A 16,796-nucleotide genomic window follows, 5' to 3' on the forward strand; every position below is an offset into this window, starting at 1 on the left:
TGCACCGTAATGCAAAACGCCGCGCTATTGCGCGGCGTTTTGCATTTTGCGACCCGCTCAGGCGGGGTAGATCGCGCCGAGGATGCGCAGGCCTTTGGCGGCGGTCACGCTGGGGCGGTTGGCGGGAATGCCTTCCAGGCAGCAGTGGGCGAGCCAGGCGAAGGCCATGGCCTCGACCCAGTCAGGGTCCACGCCGTGCGCGGCGGTGCTGGCCACCTTCGCCGCCGGCAGCAGCGCGGCCAGGCGCGCCATGAGTGCACCGTTGCGCGCGCCGCCGCCGCACACCAGCAGGGCGTCGGTGCCATCCTGGGCCTGGCGCAGCGAGTCGATGATGCTGGTTGCCGTCAGCTCCAGCAGGGTGGCTTGAACGTCTTCGTCGCGATATTTCGGCAAGCGGGCGAGGTGGGCGTCCAGCCAGGGCAGGTTGAATACCTCGCGGCCGGTGCTTTTCGGCCCGCTGCCGGCAAAGAACGGATCGCTCAGTAGCGCGTTCAGCAGATCATGCTGTGGCGTGCCGCTGGCCGCCCAACTGCCATTGGCATCGAAAGCCTGGCCCTGCTTGCGTTCGATCCAGGCATCGAGCAGTACGTTGCCCGGGCCGCAGTCGAAGCCATGTACCGGCTGGTCGCGCTCGATCAGGCTCAGGTTGCTGAAGCCCCCTACGTTCAGGACCGCCAGGCGCTGGCCGAGGTGTGCGAACAGGGACTCGTGGAATGCAGGCACCAAAGGTGCGCCTTGACCGCCTGCGGCCACGTCGCGACGACGGAAGTCGGCTACCACGCAGATGCCGGTCAGCTCGGCCAGCAGAGCTGGGTTGCCGATCTGCACGGTGAAGCCGCGGGCGGGCTCATGGCGTATGGTCTGGCCGTGGCTGCCGATCGCGCGGATGGCATCTGGCGCGAGCCCCTGGGCGGACAGCAGGTGGTTGATTCCCTGCGCGGCCAAGGTGGCCCAGCGGTTTTCCGCCAGGGCTGCGCGGGCGATCTCGTCGGGGCCACTGGCGCAGAGGCCGAGCAGATCCTGACGCAGGTCGACGGGCATGGGGATGTAATGGGTGGCGAGCAGCCGCAGCTGCTCGTCTTGCTCGATCAGGGCGATGTCCAGGCCATCAAGGCTGGTGCCGGACATCACCCCCAGGTAGAGCGCCATGGGCTCAGCGCTTGTTGGCGGCAAGCAGAGTGGCTTTTTCCTGATCCATGCGGGCGATCAGGGGCAGGCTCTGCTGGTTGAAGCGCTGGCGCTCGGACTTGGCGATCGGGTCGGCCATTGGCACCTTCTGGCTCAGCGGGTCGACGTGCACGCCATTGACCTGGAACTCGTAGTGCAGGTGCGGGCCGGTCGACAGGCCGGTGGTGCCGATATAGCCGATGATCTGGCCCTGTTTCACGCTGGAGCCGGTCTTGATGCCCTTGGCGAAGCCCTGCATGTGGCCGTAGAGCGTCTTGTAGGAGTTGCCGTGGGCGATGATCACGGTGTTGCCGTAACCGCCACGGCGGCCGGCCAGTTCGATGCGGCCATCACCGGCAGCCTTGATCGGCGTGCCGCGCGGGGCCGCGTAGTCCACGCCCTTGTGCGCACGGATCTTGTTGAGGATCGGGTGCTTGCGCCCGGCCGAGAAGCGCGAGCTGATGCGGGCGAAGTCCACCGGGGTGCGGATGAATGCCTTGCGCAGGCTGTTGCCATCGGCGGTGTAGTAGTTGGTATTGCCCTGCTTGTTGGTGTAGCGCACGGCGGTGTAGGTCTTGCCGCGGTTGGTGAAGCGGGCGGAGAGGATGTTGCCGGTACCGACCACCTTGCCGTCCATCATCTTCTGCTCGTAGACCACGTCGAATTCGTCGCCAGGGCGGATGTCCTGGGCAAAGTCGATGTCGTAGCCGAGGATGCGCGCCATGTCCATGGTCATGCTGTGGGACAGGCCGGCGCGCTGGGCGGAGGCGGACAGCGAACTCTTGATCACGCCATGGGCGTAGGCGGTGCGCACGACGGGTTTGCTGATCTCGCGGTTGAAGCTGAAGCCTTTGTCGGTACGGGTCAGGCGGATCGTCTCGAGGCCGCTGACCTTGCTGTGCAAGCTGGTCAGTTGGCCATCCTTGTCCAGTTCGAACTGCAGCACCTGGCCGTGCTTGAGCTGGCTGAACTGCTTGGCTTGCTTGTTGCTGGCAAGCACGTCGTGGACGACGTTGGCCGGCAGGCCGACCTTGTTGAACAGGGTGGAGAGCGTGTCGCCGCGAGACACGACCACTTCGCGATGGCCTGGGGTCTTGTCTTCCTGCTTGGCTACCGCGACGGGTTCCGCTTTGGGCTCGGTCTTGGCGGTATCCGCCTCGTCGCCTTCGATCTGGGCGAATGGCGAATCGCTGTTCTGCTCGGCCTGCACCAGCGGAGCAGTCCGGGATTCGTCCTTCAGTTGCTCGGCCGGGCTTTCGAGCTCGAGGCTGAGGGTGGTTTTCTTCGCTTCGACTTCACTGGAAGGGAATACCAGCAGCGCCAGACTGAGTAAGGCGGCGATGCCGCTGGCGGCCAACAGATGGCTTTTCGGATAAAGCGGGGGCGCTTTAGGCGTTTCGTTGGTCATAGGTGAGGTGACTTTGAAAAAAGTGAAATGGAAAAGATGAATGACATGATGAAGATGAAATAACTGTATAAAATATAACCAAATCCATTCTCACGCAAGGGCGCGTAGACGTTGCGGCACGCCGTTTGGGTCACATTCCTTTGCGAAACTTGTATTTGATGGCCGATCTTGTATGGTTGGCTCCCCTTGAATCCTAGCGTTGCGGGTCTGTCTATGAAGTCGGTTGAAGAGCAGCTGGCGCTTATCAAGCGCGGTGCGGAAGAGGTATTGGTCGAGTCGGAACTGGTGGAGAAGCTCAAGCGCGGCCAGCCGCTGCGTATCAAGGCAGGCTTCGATCCGACCGCGCCTGACCTGCACCTGGGGCACACGGTGCTGATCAACAAGCTGCGTCAGTTTCAGGACCTGGGGCACCAGGTCATCTTCCTGATCGGTGACTTCACCGGCATGATCGGCGATCCGAGCGGCAAGAGCGCTACCCGTCCGCCGCTGACGCGCGAGCAGGTGCTGGACAACGCCGAGACCTATAAGCAGCAGGTGTTCAAGATCCTCGACCCGGCCAAGACCGAGGTCGCATTCAACTCGACCTGGATGGACCAGCTCACCCCGGCCGACTTCATTCGCCTGGCCTCGCAGTACACCGTGGCGCGCATGCTCGAGCGCGACGACTTCGACAAGCGCTACACCACCAACCAGCCGATCGCGATCCATGAGTTCCTCTATCCGCTGGTGCAGGGTTACGACTCCGTCGCACTGAAGGCCGATGTCGAGCTGGGTGGCACCGATCAGAAGTTCAACCTGCTGATGGGACGTGAGCTGCAGCGCGCCTACGGTCAGGAGGCGCAGAACATCGTCACCATGCCGCTGCTCGAAGGGTTGGATGGCGTGAAGAAGATGTCCAAGTCGTTGGGCAATTATGTCGGCATCCAGGAAGCCCCTGGGGTGATGTACAGCAAGCTTGTGTCGATTCCTGACACCTTGATGTGGCGTTACTTCGAGCTGCTGAGCTTCCGTTCGATGGAAGAGATCGATCAGTTCCGGGTGGATGTCGAGAACGGTGCCAATCCGCGGGATATCAAGATCAAGCTGGCCGAGGAGATCGTGGCGCGTTTCCATGGTGAAGAGGCTGCGGCCAATGCCCACCGTGCTGCGGGCAACCGCATGAAGGAAGGCGAGTTGCCGGAGGATCTGCCGGAGATTGAAGTGGCCGCCGCTGAAGATCTGCCGATCGCCGCCGTGCTGAACCGGGCTGGCCTGGTGAAGAACTCGGCGCAGGCGCGGGATCTGCTCGGCGCTGGTGCGGTCAAGGTGGATGGTGCGGTGGTCGACCGTGACTTCATGTTTGTGATTGGTGCGACCCATGTGTGCCAGGCAGGCAAGAAGGCGTTTGCCCGGGTCAGTCTCAAGGCCGAGTGATTGCCTGGTGGTGTAGCTATATAGAAGCGGGGAGGCCGGTAGGCCTCCCCGCTTTGTTTTTGGGGCTTCTATATATAGGTGTCAGGGCTGGCAGGGGCCTGTCCTGGGATCGGGTTGTGTGGGTGAGGTGTTTGGCGAGGGATGGTGGTGTGTATCAGGGGTGTTCGCCGAGGTTTCTCCGGCGCCTATGAGATCGAGCGCCGCCCGCGCGGCGCATCGCGACGCAAGGCCGCTCCTACATTTGTTTCGGGCCAATCGCTCCTGGGCCATCACCTGGTCCGCCTTGTTGGTACGACGCGGTTTCAGTGTGGGCACCACTGGCGCCTCACCTGTCTCAAGGCATGCACCAAGGCGGGCAACCATGGCCTGACAGGTTCGGCACGTTGCAACAAATGTAGGAGCGGCCTTGCGTCGCGATGCGCCGCGCGGGCGGCGCTCGATCTCATAGGCGCTGCAAGGGTTGTGGCGGGCCCCTGGCGGCCCTGACGCGGTCTTTTCGCTAAATGTTTGAAAATATTGAAATTAAGGGTTGACGCGCTTTCAGATCCCCTTATAATGCGCCCCACTTCCAGCGACAACGGAACGCGAAACTCCTTGATATTCAACGAGTTAGCGAGTTCGAAGAAGCTGAAAGGGTTTCGGTCTCACGATCGGCAGCGGTGAAAAAGGCAGTTGACAGCAGGTTGTAACGCTGTATGATTCGCCTCCCGCTACGAGAGATCGCAGCGAGTCAAGTGTTTGAAGTGAAACGAAAAACTTCAAAATAAACGCTTGACACGAAATGAGGAAAGCGTAGAATGCGCGCCTCGGTTGAGACGAAAGGCTCTTAACCAAACGCTCTTTAACAAATTGAATCAAGCAATTCGTGTGGGTGCTTGTGAGTATGGACTGATAGTCGCCAAGATTATCAGCATCACAAGTGGCCATGCGAGAAATCACATAGTCATTTGAGATTGCTGAGCCAAGTTTAGGGTTTCTTAAAAACCCAAGCAGTATTGAACTGAAGAGTTTGATCATGGCTCAGATTGAACGCTGGCGGCAGGCCTAACACATGCAAGTCGAGCGGATGACGGGAGCTTGCTCCTTGATTCAGCGGCGGACGGGTGAGTAATGCCTAGGAATCTGCCTGGTAGTGGGGGACAACGTTTCGAAAGGAACGCTAATACCGCATACGTCCTACGGGAGAAAGCAGGGGACCTTCGGGCCTTGCGCTATCAGATGAGCCTAGGTCGGATTAGCTAGTTGGTGAGGTAATGGCTCACCAAGGCGACGATCCGTAACTGGTCTGAGAGGATGATCAGTCACACTGGAACTGAGACACGGTCCAGACTCCTACGGGAGGCAGCAGTGGGGAATATTGGACAATGGGCGAAAGCCTGATCCAGCCATGCCGCGTGTGTGAAGAAGGTCTTCGGATTGTAAAGCACTTTAAGTTGGGAGGAAGGGCAGTAAGTTAATACCTTGCTGTTTTGACGTTACCGACAGAATAAGCACCGGCTAACTCTGTGCCAGCAGCCGCGGTAATACAGAGGGTGCAAGCGTTAATCGGAATTACTGGGCGTAAAGCGCGCGTAGGTGGTTCGTTAAGTTGGATGTGAAAGCCCCGGGCTCAACCTGGGAACTGCATCCAAAACTGGCGAGCTAGAGTATGGTAGAGGGTGGTGGAATTTCCTGTGTAGCGGTGAAATGCGTAGATATAGGAAGGAACACCAGTGGCGAAGGCGACCACCTGGACTGATACTGACACTGAGGTGCGAAAGCGTGGGGAGCAAACAGGATTAGATACCCTGGTAGTCCACGCCGTAAACGATGTCAACTAGCCGTTGGAATCCTTGAGATTTTAGTGGCGCAGCTAACGCATTAAGTTGACCGCCTGGGGAGTACGGCCGCAAGGTTAAAACTCAAATGAATTGACGGGGGCCCGCACAAGCGGTGGAGCATGTGGTTTAATTCGAAGCAACGCGAAGAACCTTACCAGGCCTTGACATGCAGAGAACTTTCCAGAGATGGATTGGTGCCTTCGGGAACTCTGACACAGGTGCTGCATGGCTGTCGTCAGCTCGTGTCGTGAGATGTTGGGTTAAGTCCCGTAACGAGCGCAACCCTTGTCCTTAGTTACCAGCACGTTATGGTGGGCACTCTAAGGAGACTGCCGGTGACAAACCGGAGGAAGGTGGGGATGACGTCAAGTCATCATGGCCCTTACGGCCTGGGCTACACACGTGCTACAATGGTCGGTACAGAGGGTTGCCAAGCCGCGAGGTGGAGCTAATCTCACAAAACCGATCGTAGTCCGGATCGCAGTCTGCAACTCGACTGCGTGAAGTCGGAATCGCTAGTAATCGCGAATCAGAATGTCGCGGTGAATACGTTCCCGGGCCTTGTACACACCGCCCGTCACACCATGGGAGTGGGTTGCACCAGAAGTAGCTAGTCTAACCTTCGGGAGGACGGTTACCACGGTGTGATTCATGACTGGGGTGAAGTCGTAACAAGGTAGCCGTAGGGGAACCTGCGGCTGGATCACCTCCTTAATCGAAGACATCAGCCTACTGATGAGCTCCCACACGAATTGCTTGATTCATATGTGAAGACGATCAAGACCCTATATAGGTCTGTAGCTCAGTTGGTTAGAGCGCACCCCTGATAAGGGTGAGGTCGGCAGTTCAAATCTGCCCAGACCTACCAATATGCGGGGCCATAGCTCAGCTGGGAGAGCGCCTGCCTTGCACGCAGGAGGTCAGCGGTTCGATCCCGCTTGGCTCCACCACTTTCGCAGTAGTGTCTAGTTGATCAGAACTTAGAAATGAGCATTCGTTGATGAATGTTGATTTCTGACTTTTGTCAGATCGTTCTTTAAAAATTCGGATATGTGATAGATAGACTGAATGCCAGTTTCACTGCTGGTTATTCAGGCTAAGGTAAAATTTGTGAGTTCTGCTCAGCAATGAGCGAAATGCGAATTTTCGGCGAATGTCGTCTTCACAGTATAACCAGATTGCTTGGGGTTATATGGTCAAGTGAAGAAGCGCATACGGTGGATGCCTTGGCAGTCAGAGGCGATGAAAGACGTGGTAGCCTGCGATAAGCTTTGGGGAGTCGGCAAACAGACTGTGATCCAGAGATCTCTGAATGGGGGAACCCACTCAGCATAAGCTGAGTATCTTGTACTGAATACATAGGTGCAAGAGGCGAACCAGGGGAACTGAAACATCTAAGTACCCTGAGGAAAAGAAATCAACCGAGATTCCCTTAGTAGTGGCGAGCGAACGGGGACCAGCCCTTAAGCTGGTTTGAGATTAGTGGAACGCTCTGGAAAGTGCGGCCATAGTGGGTGATAGCCCCGTACACGAAAATCTCTTGCCAGTGAAATCGAGTAGGACGGAGCACGAGAAACTTTGTCTGAACATGGGGGGACCATCCTCCAAGGCTAAATACTACTGACTGACCGATAGTGAACCAGTACCGTGAGGGAAAGGCGAAAAGAACCCCGGAGAGGGGAGTGAAATAGAACCTGAAACCGTATGCGTACAAGCAGTGGGAGCCTACTTTGTTAGGTGACTGCGTACCTTTTGTATAATGGGTCAGCGACTTATATTCAGTGGCGAGCTTAACCGAATAGGGGAGGCGTAGCGAAAGCGAGTCTTAATAGGGCGCTTTAGTCGCTGGGTATAGACCCGAAACCGGGCGATCTATCCATGGGCAGGTTGAAGGTTAGGTAACACTGACTGGAGGACCGAACCGACTACCGTTGAAAAGTTAGCGGATGACCTGTGGATCGGAGTGAAAGGCTAATCAAGCTCGGAGATAGCTGGTTCTCCTCGAAAGCTATTTAGGTAGCGCCTCATGTATCACTGTAGGGGGTAGAGCACTGTTTCGGCTAGGGGGTCATCCCGACTTACCAAACCGATGCAAACTCCGAATACCTACAAGTGCCGAGCATGGGAGACACACGGCGGGTGCTAACGTCCGTCGTGAAAAGGGAAACAACCCAGACCGTCAGCTAAGGTCCCAAAGTCATGGTTAAGTGGGAAACGATGTGGGAAGGCTTAGACAGCTAGGAGGTTGGCTTAGAAGCAGCCATCCTTTAAAGAAAGCGTAATAGCTCACTAGTCGAGTCGGCCTGCGCGGAAGATGTAACGGGGCTCAAACCATGCACCGAAGCTACGGGTATCACCTCTGGTGATGCGGTAGAGGAGCGTTCTGTAAGCCTGTGAAGGTGAGTTGAGAAGCTTGCTGGAGGTATCAGAAGTGCGAATGCTGACATGAGTAACGACAATGCGAGTGAAAAACTCGCACGCCGAAAGACCAAGGTTTCCTGCGCAACGTTAATCGACGCAGGGTTAGTCGGTCCCTAAGGCGAGGCTGAAAAGCGTAGTCGATGGAAAACAGGTTAATATTCCTGTACTTCCAGTTATTGCGATGGAGGGACGGAGAAGGCTAGGCCAGCTTGGCGTTGGTTGTCCAAGTTTAAGGTGGTAGGCTGAGATCTTAGGCAAATCCGGGATCTCAAGGCCGAGAGCTGATGACGAGTGCTCATTAGAGCGCGAAGTGGTTGATGCCATGCTTCCAAGAAAAGCTCCTAAGCTTCAGATAACTGGGAACCGTACCCCAAACCGACACAGGTGGTTAGGTAGAGAATACCAAGGCGCTTGAGAGAACTCGGGTGAAGGAACTAGGCAAAATGGCACCGTAACTTCGGGAGAAGGTGCGCCGGCGAGGGTGAAGGACTTGCTCCGTAAGCCCATGCCGGTCGAAGATACCAGGCCGCTGCGACTGTTTATTAAAAACACAGCACTCTGCAAACACGAAAGTGGACGTATAGGGTGTGACGCCTGCCCGGTGCCGGAAGGTTAATTGATGGGGTTAGCGCAAGCGAAGCTCTTGATCGAAGCCCCGGTAAACGGCGGCCGTAACTATAACGGTCCTAAGGTAGCGAAATTCCTTGTCGGGTAAGTTCCGACCTGCACGAATGGCGTAACGATGGCGGCGCTGTCTCCACCCGAGACTCAGTGAAATTGAAATCGCTGTGAAGATGCAGTGTATCCGCGGCTAGACGGAAAGACCCCGTGAACCTTTACTATAGCTTTGCACTGGACTTTGAGCTTGCTTGTGTAGGATAGGTGGGAGGCTTTGAAGTGGGGACGCCAGTTCTCATGGAGCCATCCTTGAAATACCACCCTGGCAACCTTGAGGTTCTAACTCAGGTCCGTTATCCGGATCGAGGACAGTGTATGGTGGGTAGTTTGACTGGGGCGGTCTCCTCCCAAAGAGTAACGGAGGAGTACGAAGGTGCGCTCAGACCGGTCGGAAATCGGTCGTAGAGTATAAAGGCAAAAGCGCGCTTGACTGCGAGACAAACACGTCGAGCAGGTACGAAAGTAGGTCTTAGTGATCCGGTGGTTCTGTATGGAAGGGCCATCGCTCAACGGATAAAAGGTACTCCGGGGATAACAGGCTGATACCGCCCAAGAGTTCATATCGACGGCGGTGTTTGGCACCTCGATGTCGGCTCATCACATCCTGGGGCTGAAGCCGGTCCCAAGGGTATGGCTGTTCGCCATTTAAAGTGGTACGCGAGCTGGGTTTAGAACGTCGTGAGACAGTTCGGTCCCTATCTGCCGTGGACGTTTGAGATTTGAGAGGGGCTGCTCCTAGTACGAGAGGACCGGAGTGGACGAACCTCTGGTGTTCCGGTTGTCACGCCAGTGGCATTGCCGGGTAGCTATGTTCGGAAGAGATAACCGCTGAAAGCATCTAAGCGGGAAACTTGCCTCAAGATGAGATCTCACTGGAGCCTTGAGCTCCCTGAAGGGCCGTCGAAGACTACGACGTTGATAGGTTGGGTGTGTAAGCGCTGTGAGGCGTTGAGCTAACCAATACTAATTGCCCGTGAGGCTTGACCATATAACACCCAAGCAATTTGTGCATGAAAGCCAAATTGTGGTGGTGAAGACGAAAGACCCGAAAGTTCGCTGCTCTTGAAATAAAGAGCCACAAATTCACATATCCGAATTCGCTAGAGTATCCATCTGGATCTTCTGGCAACAGAATTTCTTGACGACCATAGAGCATTGGAACCACCTGATCCCATCCCGAACTCAGCAGTGAAACGATGCATCGCCGATGGTAGTGTGGGGTTTCCCCATGTGAGAGTAGGTCATCGTCAAGATTCATTTCGCAAAACCCCTATCTGCGCGAGCAGGTAGGGGTTTTGTCTTTTCCGCATCCGCCAAACCAAAACCGCCCCCTGTAGGAGCGGCCTTGTGTCGCGAAAGGGCTGCAAAGCAGCCCCGGCGATATCAGCGTGATGCACAAATCCTGGGGCCGCTACGCGCCCCTTTCGCGACACAAGGCCGCTCCTACAGAGATCGTGCCGGCGGCAAGCCCGGCGGTAGCCCTTTTCCTATGCAAGCCCTCGGGGCGTGGCTATCATGCCAGCCTTATTCCAAGTCGAGACTGGCATGCTGAAGTTGTTGAATCTCCTCAAGGATGGCCGGTTCCATTCCGGAGAAGCCCTGGGGGCCGCCCTCGGGGTAAGCCGCAGCGCCGTCTGGAAGCAGCTGCAGCACCTTGAGGGCGAACTGAACCTGACCATTCACAAGGTCCGCGGCCGTGGCTATCAGCTGGCAATACCGCTGAACCTGCTTGAATCGCAGGCGATCGCCGAGTTCTCGGAGGGTGAGCCATGGCCGGCCTTCATTCATGACACCATCGACTCCACCAATGCCGAGGGTCTGAGGCTCGCCGCCCAGGGGCAGGCGGCGCCGTTCCTGGTGCTGGCCGAGCGCCAGAGCGCCGGGCGCGGGCGTCGTGGTCGTGAATGGGTCAGTCCGTTCGCCGAAAACCTCTATTACAGCCTGGTGCTTCGCATCGATGGCGGGATGCGCCAGCTCGAGGGCTTGAGCCTGGTGGTTGGCCTGGCGGTCATGCGCACGCTGAAGGCGTTCGGCCTGAAGGATGTCGGGCTGAAATGGCCCAATGATGTTCTGGCCGGCGGGCGCAAGATCACCGGTATCCTCCTGGAGCTGGTCGGAGATCCGGCGGATGTCTGCCATGTGGTGCTGGGCATCGGCATCAATGTGAATATGCAGGGCGCGGAGCAGATCGACCAGCCATGGACTTCCATGCGCGGCGAAACGGGCCAGTTGGTGGACCGTAATCGCTTGGTGGCGATGCTCAGCCAGCAACTGCAGCACGAGCTGGCACGTCATCGTCGCTATGGATTCGCCGCGTTCCAGGAGGAGTGGGAGCAGGCGCATCTATGGCAGGGGCGGAGGGTCTCGCTGGTCGCCGGCACCACGCGCATCGATGGTGTGGCACTTGGGGTGGATGGGCAGGGCGGCTTGCGTATTGAGGTCGATGGTGTGGAAAAGAGCTTCAGCGGTGGCGAGCTCAGTCTGAGGTTGCGTGATGATTCTTGAGCTCGACTGTGGGAACAGCTTTATAAAGTGGCGTGTGATCGATCCGGCCGATGCCACGATCGCTGGTGGCGGTATCGTTGATTCCGACCAGGCGCTGCTGGCCGCAGTCGCAGCGCTTGGCACTCTGAGCCTGGTTGGCTGCCGAATGGTGAGTGTGCGCAGCGAGGAGGAGACTTCGTCGCTGTGCGCGCTGCTCCAGAACAGTTTCAGTGTGGTGGTGAGTGTCGCTCAGCCGGTGAAGGAAATGGCTGGGGTGCGGAACGGCTACGAAGATTTCCAGCGCTTGGGCATGGACCGTTGGCTGGCGGCGCTCGGTGCGTACCATCTGGCCAAGGGGGCCTGCCTGGTCATCGACTTCGGTACTGCGGCAAAGGCGGACTTCGTCGGCGCCGACGGTGAGCACCTGGGGGGATACATATGCCCGGGAATGCCCTTGATGCGCAGCCAGTTGCGTACGCACACGCGGCGCATTCGTTACGATGATGCCTCGGCCGAGCGGGCATTGAGCAGCCTGGCGCCTGGCCGCTCCACGGTTGAAGCGGTCGAGCGTGGTTGCGTCTTGATGCTCCAGGGGTTTGCTCGAGCCCAGATCGAGCAGGCCAAGGGGTTGTGGGGTGAGGACTTCACGGTATTCCTCACTGGCGGTGATGCACCCTTGGTGCGCGAGGCCGCCCCTCAGGCGAGGATTGTTCCAGACCTGGTATTCGTTGGCCTGGCCATGGCCTGCCCGTTGAGCTGAGGTGCTTATGCGCTGGTTGTTTCTTCTATTGGTCGTGCTGAACATTTTCTATTACGTCTGGCATCAGCAGCAGGCTCCCCTCAAGGTGAAGGAGGTCGCGCCGCTGTCGCTGTACAAGGGTAGCCAGCAGGAAATCCGCCTTTTGCGGGAGACCGGCGCAGCATCGCCAGCCCGGCGTCGTGATGAGTGCCTGGTCGTTGGGGGGTTGGCGGTACGAGAGCAGTTGGATGCCTTGCGCCAGCGCTTGCTGAGTCTGGATATCTCCGCGGTGCCGATTGCGGGTCAGCTGCCAGGAGCTGATGGTCTCTGGCTCAAGGTTTCGCCTGAAAGCGAGCGTTTGCTGGACTCAGCGCTGCTCGTGAGTCTTTCCAAGGATTTCAAAGACTTAAAACACAAAATAATTTTGTGCGAGGGTATTGCAACTGCTGAATAGCTTGATAGAATGGCGCCCGCTTCGCAGGGAACACCACTCAGGTGGTTGAGCTGGAAGTGGTGTCAGAGCGGCTAAGTTTCAGATTTGATTGAAAAAATTTGAAAAACAGCTTGACACTGGTTCGGCAGCCAAATAGAATGCCGGCCACATCTGGAGGGATTCCCGAGCGGCCAAAGGGGACGGACTGTAAATCCGTTGCGAGAGCTTCGAAGGTTCGAATCCTTCTCCCTCCACCAGTTTTAGCGAGAGCCGCAAGCTCCGCGGGTATAGTTTAGTGGTAGAACCTCAGCCTTCCAAGCTGATGATGCGGGTTCGATTCCCGCTACCCGCTCCAAGTTTGCTGTTGTTGCGCAAAGTGTTTCGCTCTTGTAGCTCAGTTGGTAGAGCACACCCTTGGTAAGGGTGAGGTCAGCGGTTCAAGTCCGCTCAAGAGCTCCATTCAGACAAAGGCAGATATGAAAATATCTGCCTTTGTTTTATCAGCGGTATGACTATTTCTTCTGCGGAGGACTGTATCGATGGCTAAGGAAAAGTTTGATCGTTCCCTTCCCCACGTTAACGTCGGCACCATCGGCCACGTTGACCACGGTAAGACCACTCTGACCGCAGCTCTGACTCGCGTCTGCTCCGAAGTATTCGGTTCGGCAGTCGTTGAGTTCGACAAGATCGACTCGGCTCCGGAAGAAAAAGCGCGCGGTATCACCATCAACACCGCTCACGTCGAGTACAACTCGAACATTCGTCACTACGCTCACGTTGACTGCCCAGGTCACGCTGACTACGTGAAGAACATGATCACCGGTGCTGCCCAGATGGACGGCGCGATCCTGGTTTGCTCGGCCGCCGATGGTCCGATGCCACAAACCCGTGAGCACATCCTGCTGTCCCGTCAGGTAGGCGTTCCGTACATCGTGGTCTTCCTGAACAAGGCTGACCTGGTAGACGACGCTGAGCTGCTGGAACTGGTCGAGATGGAAGTTCGCGACCTGCTGTCCACCTACGACTTCCCAGGCGACGACACCCCGATCATCATCGGTTCGGCTCGTATGGCGCTGGAAGGCAAAGACGACAACGAAATGGGTACCAGCGCTGTCAAGAAGCTGGTTGAAACTCTGGATGCCTACATCCCTGAGCCAGTTCGTGCCATCGACCAGCCGTTCCTGATGCCGATCGAAGACGTATTCTCGATCTCGGGTCGTGGTACCGTTGTTACCGGCCGTATCGAGCGTGGTATCGTCCGCGTTCAGGATCCGCTGGAAATCGTTGGTCTGCGTGACACCACCACCACCACCTGCACCGGCGTTGAGATGTTCCGCAAGCTGCTGGACGAAGGTCGTGCTGGCGAGAACTGCGGCGTCCTGCTGCGTGGTACCAAGCGTGACGACGTTGAGCGTGGCCAGGTTCTGGTCAAGCCAGGTTCGGTCAAGCCGCACACCAAGTTCACCGCAGAAGTCTACGTCCTGTCGAAGGAAGAAGGCGGCCGTCACACTCCGTTCTTCAAAGGCTACCGTCCTCAGTTCTACTTCCGTACCACTGACGTGACCGGTAACTGCGAACTGCCGGAAGGCGTTGAAATGGTAATGCCAGGTGACAACATTCAGATGACTGTCACCCTGATCAAGACCATCGCGATGGAAGACGGTCTGCGCTTCGCCATCCGTGAAGGCGGTCGTACCGTCGGCGCCGGCGTCGTAGCAAAAATTATTGAATAAGTAGTTGATTTACTTGATCAGGCCGGTATAATGGCCGGCCTGATACAGCGTTATAGGTCAGTAGCTCAATTGGCAGAGCGACGGTCTCCAAAACCGTAGGTTGGGGGTTCGATTCCCTCCTGACCTGCCATTCACCTCGGTGTGATTGGCTTTCTTCTCACAGGATCCTCCTTGATGACTCCCAAAACTGAAGCCCAAGAATCGCGTTTTGATCTGTTCAAGTGGCTGGCTGTCGTCGCATTGGTAATCGTAGGCGTTGTGGGTAACCAGTATTACTCCGCCTCTCCAATCCTGTATCGCGTGCTTGTGCTCCTTGCTCTGGCTGCTGTCGCTGGCTTCGTTGCTCTGCAGACCGCCAAGGGTAAGTCGTTCTTTGCGCTGGCGAAGGAAGCTCGTACCGAGATCCGTAAAGTCGTGTGGCCGACCCGCCAAGAAACCACTCAGACCACGCTGATTGTCGTGGCTGTCGTTCTGGTTATGGCGCTGCTGCTGTGGGGGCTTGATTCCCTGCTCGGTTGGTTGGTCTCCTTGATCGTTGGCTAAGGGTGTCTCGTGGCTAAGCGTTGGTATGTTGTTCATGCTTACTCGGGTTACGAGAAGCATGTCATGCGCTCCCTGATCGAGCGTGTCAAGCTGGCTGGCATGGAAGACGAGTTCGGCGAGATCTTGGTCCCGACCGAAGAAGTCGTCGAAATGCGCAACGGCCAGAAGCGCAAGAGTGAGCGTAAGTTCTTCCCTGGCTATGTGCTGGTCCAGATGGAAATGAACGAAGGGACTTGGCACCTCGTCAAGGATACCCCTCGCGTCATGGGTTTCATTGGTGGTACCGCAGATAAGCCTGCGCCGATCACCGATAAAGAAGCTGAGGCGATTCTGCGTCGCGTAGCCGACGGCAGCGACAAGCCGAAGCCGAAGACGCTGTTCGAGCCAGGTGAAGTGGTTCGTGTCATTGACGGTCCATTCGCCGACTTCAATGGCAGTGTCGAAGAAGTTAACTACGAGAAGAGTCGCCTGCAAGTCGCGGTGCTCATTTTCGGTCGCTCCACCCCGGTGGAGCTCGAGTTCAGCCAGGTCGAGAAGGTCTAGCGGAACTGAAGCATCCCATACCCCGCAGCCCTATGTGCTGCGGGGTTTTGTCGTCACTGGGATAAAACGCAAGTCATCCGGGGAGCCATCTGGCGTTCGTACCCGATTTTGGAGTAGCTCATGGCTAAGAAGATTCAGGCTTACATCAAGCTGCAAGTAAAGGCCGGCCAGGCCAACCCAAGCCCACCCGTTGGTCCAGCACTGGGTCAACACGGTGTGAACATCATGGAATTCTGCAAGGCCTTCAACGCCCGTACCCAGGGTCAAGAGCCAGGCCTGCCGACTCCAGTGATCATCACTGTCTACAGCGACCGTAGCTTCACCTTCGAGACCAAGAGCACCCCTGCCTCGGTTCTGCTGAAGAAAGCTGCTGGCCTGGCCAGTGGTTCGGCCCGTCCGAACACCGTCAAAGTCGGTACCGTTACCCGTGCTCAGCTGGAAGAGATCGCCAAGACCAAGCAGGCCGATCTGACCGCCGCTGACCTGGATGCTGCTGTGCGCACCATCGCCGGCTCTGCCCGTAGCATGGGCCTGAACGTGGAGGGTGTGTAATGGCTAAGCTGACCAAGCGCCAAAAGGCTATCGCCGAGAAAATCGAAGCAGGCAAGGCCTACAACTTCGAAGAAGCCGCTGCTCTGCTGGCTTCGCTGCCGACTGCCAAGTTCGTAGAGTCCTACGACATTGCCGTCAACCTCGGTGTTGACCCGCGTAAATCCGACCAGGTCGTTCGCAGCGCTACCGTGCTGCCGCACGGTACTGGCAAGACCGTACGTGTTGCCGTCTTCACCCAGGGTCCAGCTGCTGAAGCCGCTCTGGCTGCCGGCGCTGATCGCGTAGGTATGGACGATCTGGCTGCCGAAATGAAAGGCGGCGACCTGAACTATGACGTCGTCATTGCATCCCCTGATGCCATGCGCGTTGTAGGTCAGCTGGGTCAGGTCCTGGGTCCTCGTGGCCTGATGCCTAACCCGAAAGTCGGTACCGTGACCCCAGACGTAGCCACTGCCGTGAAAAACGCCAAGGCTGGTCAGGTTCGCTACCGTACCGACAAGAACGGTATCATCCATACCTCCGTTGGCAAGGTTGGCTTCGAAGCCGGCAAGCTGAAGGAAAACGTTGAAGCCCTGATCGCCGATCTGAAGCGTATCAAGCCAGCTTCCTCGAAAGGTATCTACGTCAAGCGCGTTACCCTGAGCACCACCATGGGCCCAGGTCTGATCATCGATCAGAGCTCGCTGAACGTGTAATGCTCGGCCGGTGCGACCTGGTCGCACCGGCTACTAAATTGGGGTCCCTGCCTGGCGGGGGCTATCCAAGACCGTAGGCGGCGCAAGCCTTAAACCTCAAGCCTACGCAGATGGTGCTCCCGATTCGTTCGCGAATCAGACACCAAAACGACATCCGGCTTCGGCCA

11 protein-coding genes, 6 tRNA genes and 3 rRNA genes are annotated in these 16,796 nt (G+C 57.2%); 18 read left to right on the forward strand and 2 right to left on the reverse strand.

Going from position 1 to position 16,796, the window contains the following annotated elements; genetic code table 11:
- Positions 1-57: 57 nt before the first annotated feature.
- Both ACYUME_RS02550 and ACYUME_RS02555 read right to left on the reverse strand, forming a co-directional pair.
- Positions 58-1,149 carry an anhydro-N-acetylmuramic acid kinase gene (locus ACYUME_RS02550; protein WP_460417989.1) on the reverse strand — a complete coding sequence of 364 codons (1,092 nt, stop codon included), beginning with the start codon at positions 1,147-1,149 and terminating at the stop codon, positions 58-60.
- Between the two features lie 4 nt (positions 1,150-1,153).
- A complete protein-coding gene (locus tag ACYUME_RS02555) occupies positions 1,154-2,575 on the reverse strand; it encodes a peptidoglycan DD-metalloendopeptidase family protein (protein WP_460417990.1) in 1,422 nt (473 codons plus the stop codon).
- A 213-nt stretch (positions 2,576-2,788) separates the two neighbouring features.
- Here ACYUME_RS02555 and tyrS point away from each other — a divergent pair, with 213 nt between their 5' ends.
- The 18 genes from tyrS to rplA all read left to right on the forward strand — a co-directional run bounded on the left by tyrS (position 2,789) and on the right by rplA (position 16,629).
- Positions 2,789-3,988 (forward strand): tyrosine--tRNA ligase, encoded by a 1,200-nt coding sequence (gene tyrS, locus ACYUME_RS02560; RefSeq protein ID WP_460417991.1) that lies wholly within the window; start codon positions 2,789-2,791, stop codon positions 3,986-3,988.
- Between the two features lie 997 nt (positions 3,989-4,985).
- Positions 4,986-6,522, forward strand: a 16S ribosomal RNA gene (locus tag ACYUME_RS02565).
- Positions 6,523-6,599: 77 nt separating this feature from the next.
- Positions 6,600-6,676 (forward strand) — tRNA-Ile (locus ACYUME_RS02570).
- A 6-nt stretch (positions 6,677-6,682) separates the two neighbouring features.
- Positions 6,683-6,758, forward strand: a tRNA-Ala gene (locus ACYUME_RS02575).
- 244 nt (positions 6,759-7,002) lie between these two features.
- Positions 7,003-9,895 (forward strand): 23S ribosomal RNA (locus ACYUME_RS02580).
- Between the two features lie 149 nt (positions 9,896-10,044).
- Positions 10,045-10,160: ribosomal RNA gene (gene rrf / locus ACYUME_RS02585) — 5S ribosomal RNA — on the forward strand.
- The 16S, 23S and 5S rRNA genes sit together here with 2 tRNA genes alongside, the layout of an rRNA operon.
- Positions 10,161-10,452: 292 nt before the next feature.
- Positions 10,453-11,412 carry a bifunctional biotin--[acetyl-CoA-carboxylase] ligase/biotin operon repressor BirA gene (gene birA / locus ACYUME_RS02590; RefSeq protein WP_460417992.1) on the forward strand — a complete coding sequence of 320 codons (960 nt, stop codon included), beginning with the start codon at positions 10,453-10,455 and terminating at the stop codon, positions 11,410-11,412.
- Positions 11,402-12,151 carry a pantothenate kinase gene (locus ACYUME_RS02595; RefSeq protein ID WP_460417993.1) on the forward strand — a complete coding sequence of 250 codons (750 nt, stop codon included), beginning with the start codon at positions 11,402-11,404 and terminating at the stop codon, positions 12,149-12,151. Before birA ends, ACYUME_RS02595 begins: the two co-directional genes overlap by 11 nt.
- 7 nt (positions 12,152-12,158) lie before the next feature.
- Complete coding sequence (locus ACYUME_RS02600) at positions 12,159-12,584, forward strand: hypothetical protein (RefSeq protein ID WP_460417994.1); 426 nt, start codon at positions 12,159-12,161, stop codon at positions 12,582-12,584.
- Between the two features lie 152 nt (positions 12,585-12,736).
- Positions 12,737-12,820 (forward strand) — tRNA-Tyr (locus tag ACYUME_RS02605).
- 24 nt (positions 12,821-12,844) lie between these two features.
- A tRNA-Gly gene (locus tag ACYUME_RS02610) sits at positions 12,845-12,918 on the forward strand.
- 28 nt (positions 12,919-12,946) lie between these two features.
- Positions 12,947-13,022, forward strand: a tRNA-Thr gene (locus ACYUME_RS02615).
- Between the two features lie 80 nt (positions 13,023-13,102).
- Positions 13,103-14,296 carry an elongation factor Tu gene (gene tuf, locus ACYUME_RS02620; protein WP_182323863.1) on the forward strand — a complete coding sequence of 398 codons (1,194 nt, stop codon included), beginning with the start codon at positions 13,103-13,105 and terminating at the stop codon, positions 14,294-14,296.
- Between the two features lie 54 nt (positions 14,297-14,350).
- Positions 14,351-14,426, forward strand: a tRNA-Trp gene (locus tag ACYUME_RS02625).
- 44 nt (positions 14,427-14,470) lie between these two features.
- Positions 14,471-14,839 carry a preprotein translocase subunit SecE gene (secE, locus tag ACYUME_RS02630; protein ID WP_460417995.1) on the forward strand — a complete coding sequence of 123 codons (369 nt, stop codon included), beginning with the start codon at positions 14,471-14,473 and terminating at the stop codon, positions 14,837-14,839.
- Positions 14,840-14,848: 9 nt separating this feature from the next.
- Positions 14,849-15,382, forward strand: coding sequence for a transcription termination/antitermination protein NusG (nusG, locus tag ACYUME_RS02635; RefSeq protein WP_011531880.1), 534 nt, complete (start codon positions 14,849-14,851; stop codon positions 15,380-15,382).
- Positions 15,383-15,502: 120 nt separating this feature from the next.
- Positions 15,503-15,934 (forward strand): 50S ribosomal protein L11, encoded by a 432-nt coding sequence (rplK, locus tag ACYUME_RS02640; protein ID WP_084859380.1) that lies wholly within the window; start codon positions 15,503-15,505, stop codon positions 15,932-15,934.
- Positions 15,934-16,629, forward strand: coding sequence for a 50S ribosomal protein L1 (gene rplA / locus ACYUME_RS02645; RefSeq protein WP_194791184.1), 696 nt, complete (start codon positions 15,934-15,936; stop codon positions 16,627-16,629). The genes rplK and rplA overlap by 1 nt, the downstream gene beginning before the upstream one ends.
- Positions 16,630-16,796: the final 167 nt, after the last annotated feature.

It is taken from the genome of Pseudomonas sp. microsymbiont 2 (assembly GCF_054788395.1).

Bases quoted from the DNA above. Each gene is read 5' to 3' on its own strand.
- birA (WP_460417992.1), top strand. From the start codon at position 10,453: ATGCTGAAGTTGTTGAATCTCCTCAAGGATGGCCGGTTCCATTCCGGA.
- ACYUME_RS02555 (WP_460417990.1), bottom strand. From the start codon at position 2,575: ATGACCAACGAAACGCCTAAAGCGCCCCCGCTTTATCCGAAAAGCCAT.
- rplA (WP_194791184.1), top strand. From the start codon at position 15,934: ATGGCTAAGCTGACCAAGCGCCAAAAGGCTATCGCCGAGAAAATCGAA.
- tyrS (WP_460417991.1), top strand. From the start codon at position 2,789: ATGAAGTCGGTTGAAGAGCAGCTGGCGCTTATCAAGCGCGGTGCGGAA.
- tuf (WP_182323863.1), top strand. From the start codon at position 13,103: ATGGCTAAGGAAAAGTTTGATCGTTCCCTTCCCCACGTTAACGTCGGC.
- secE (WP_460417995.1), top strand. From the start codon at position 14,471: ATGACTCCCAAAACTGAAGCCCAAGAATCGCGTTTTGATCTGTTCAAG.
- ACYUME_RS02550 (WP_460417989.1), bottom strand. From the start codon at position 1,149: ATGGCGCTCTACCTGGGGGTGATGTCCGGCACCAGCCTTGATGGCCTG.
- ACYUME_RS02600 (WP_460417994.1), top strand. From the start codon at position 12,159: ATGCGCTGGTTGTTTCTTCTATTGGTCGTGCTGAACATTTTCTATTAC.
- rplK (WP_084859380.1), top strand. From the start codon at position 15,503: ATGGCTAAGAAGATTCAGGCTTACATCAAGCTGCAAGTAAAGGCCGGC.
- ACYUME_RS02595 (WP_460417993.1), top strand. From the start codon at position 11,402: ATGATTCTTGAGCTCGACTGTGGGAACAGCTTTATAAAGTGGCGTGTG.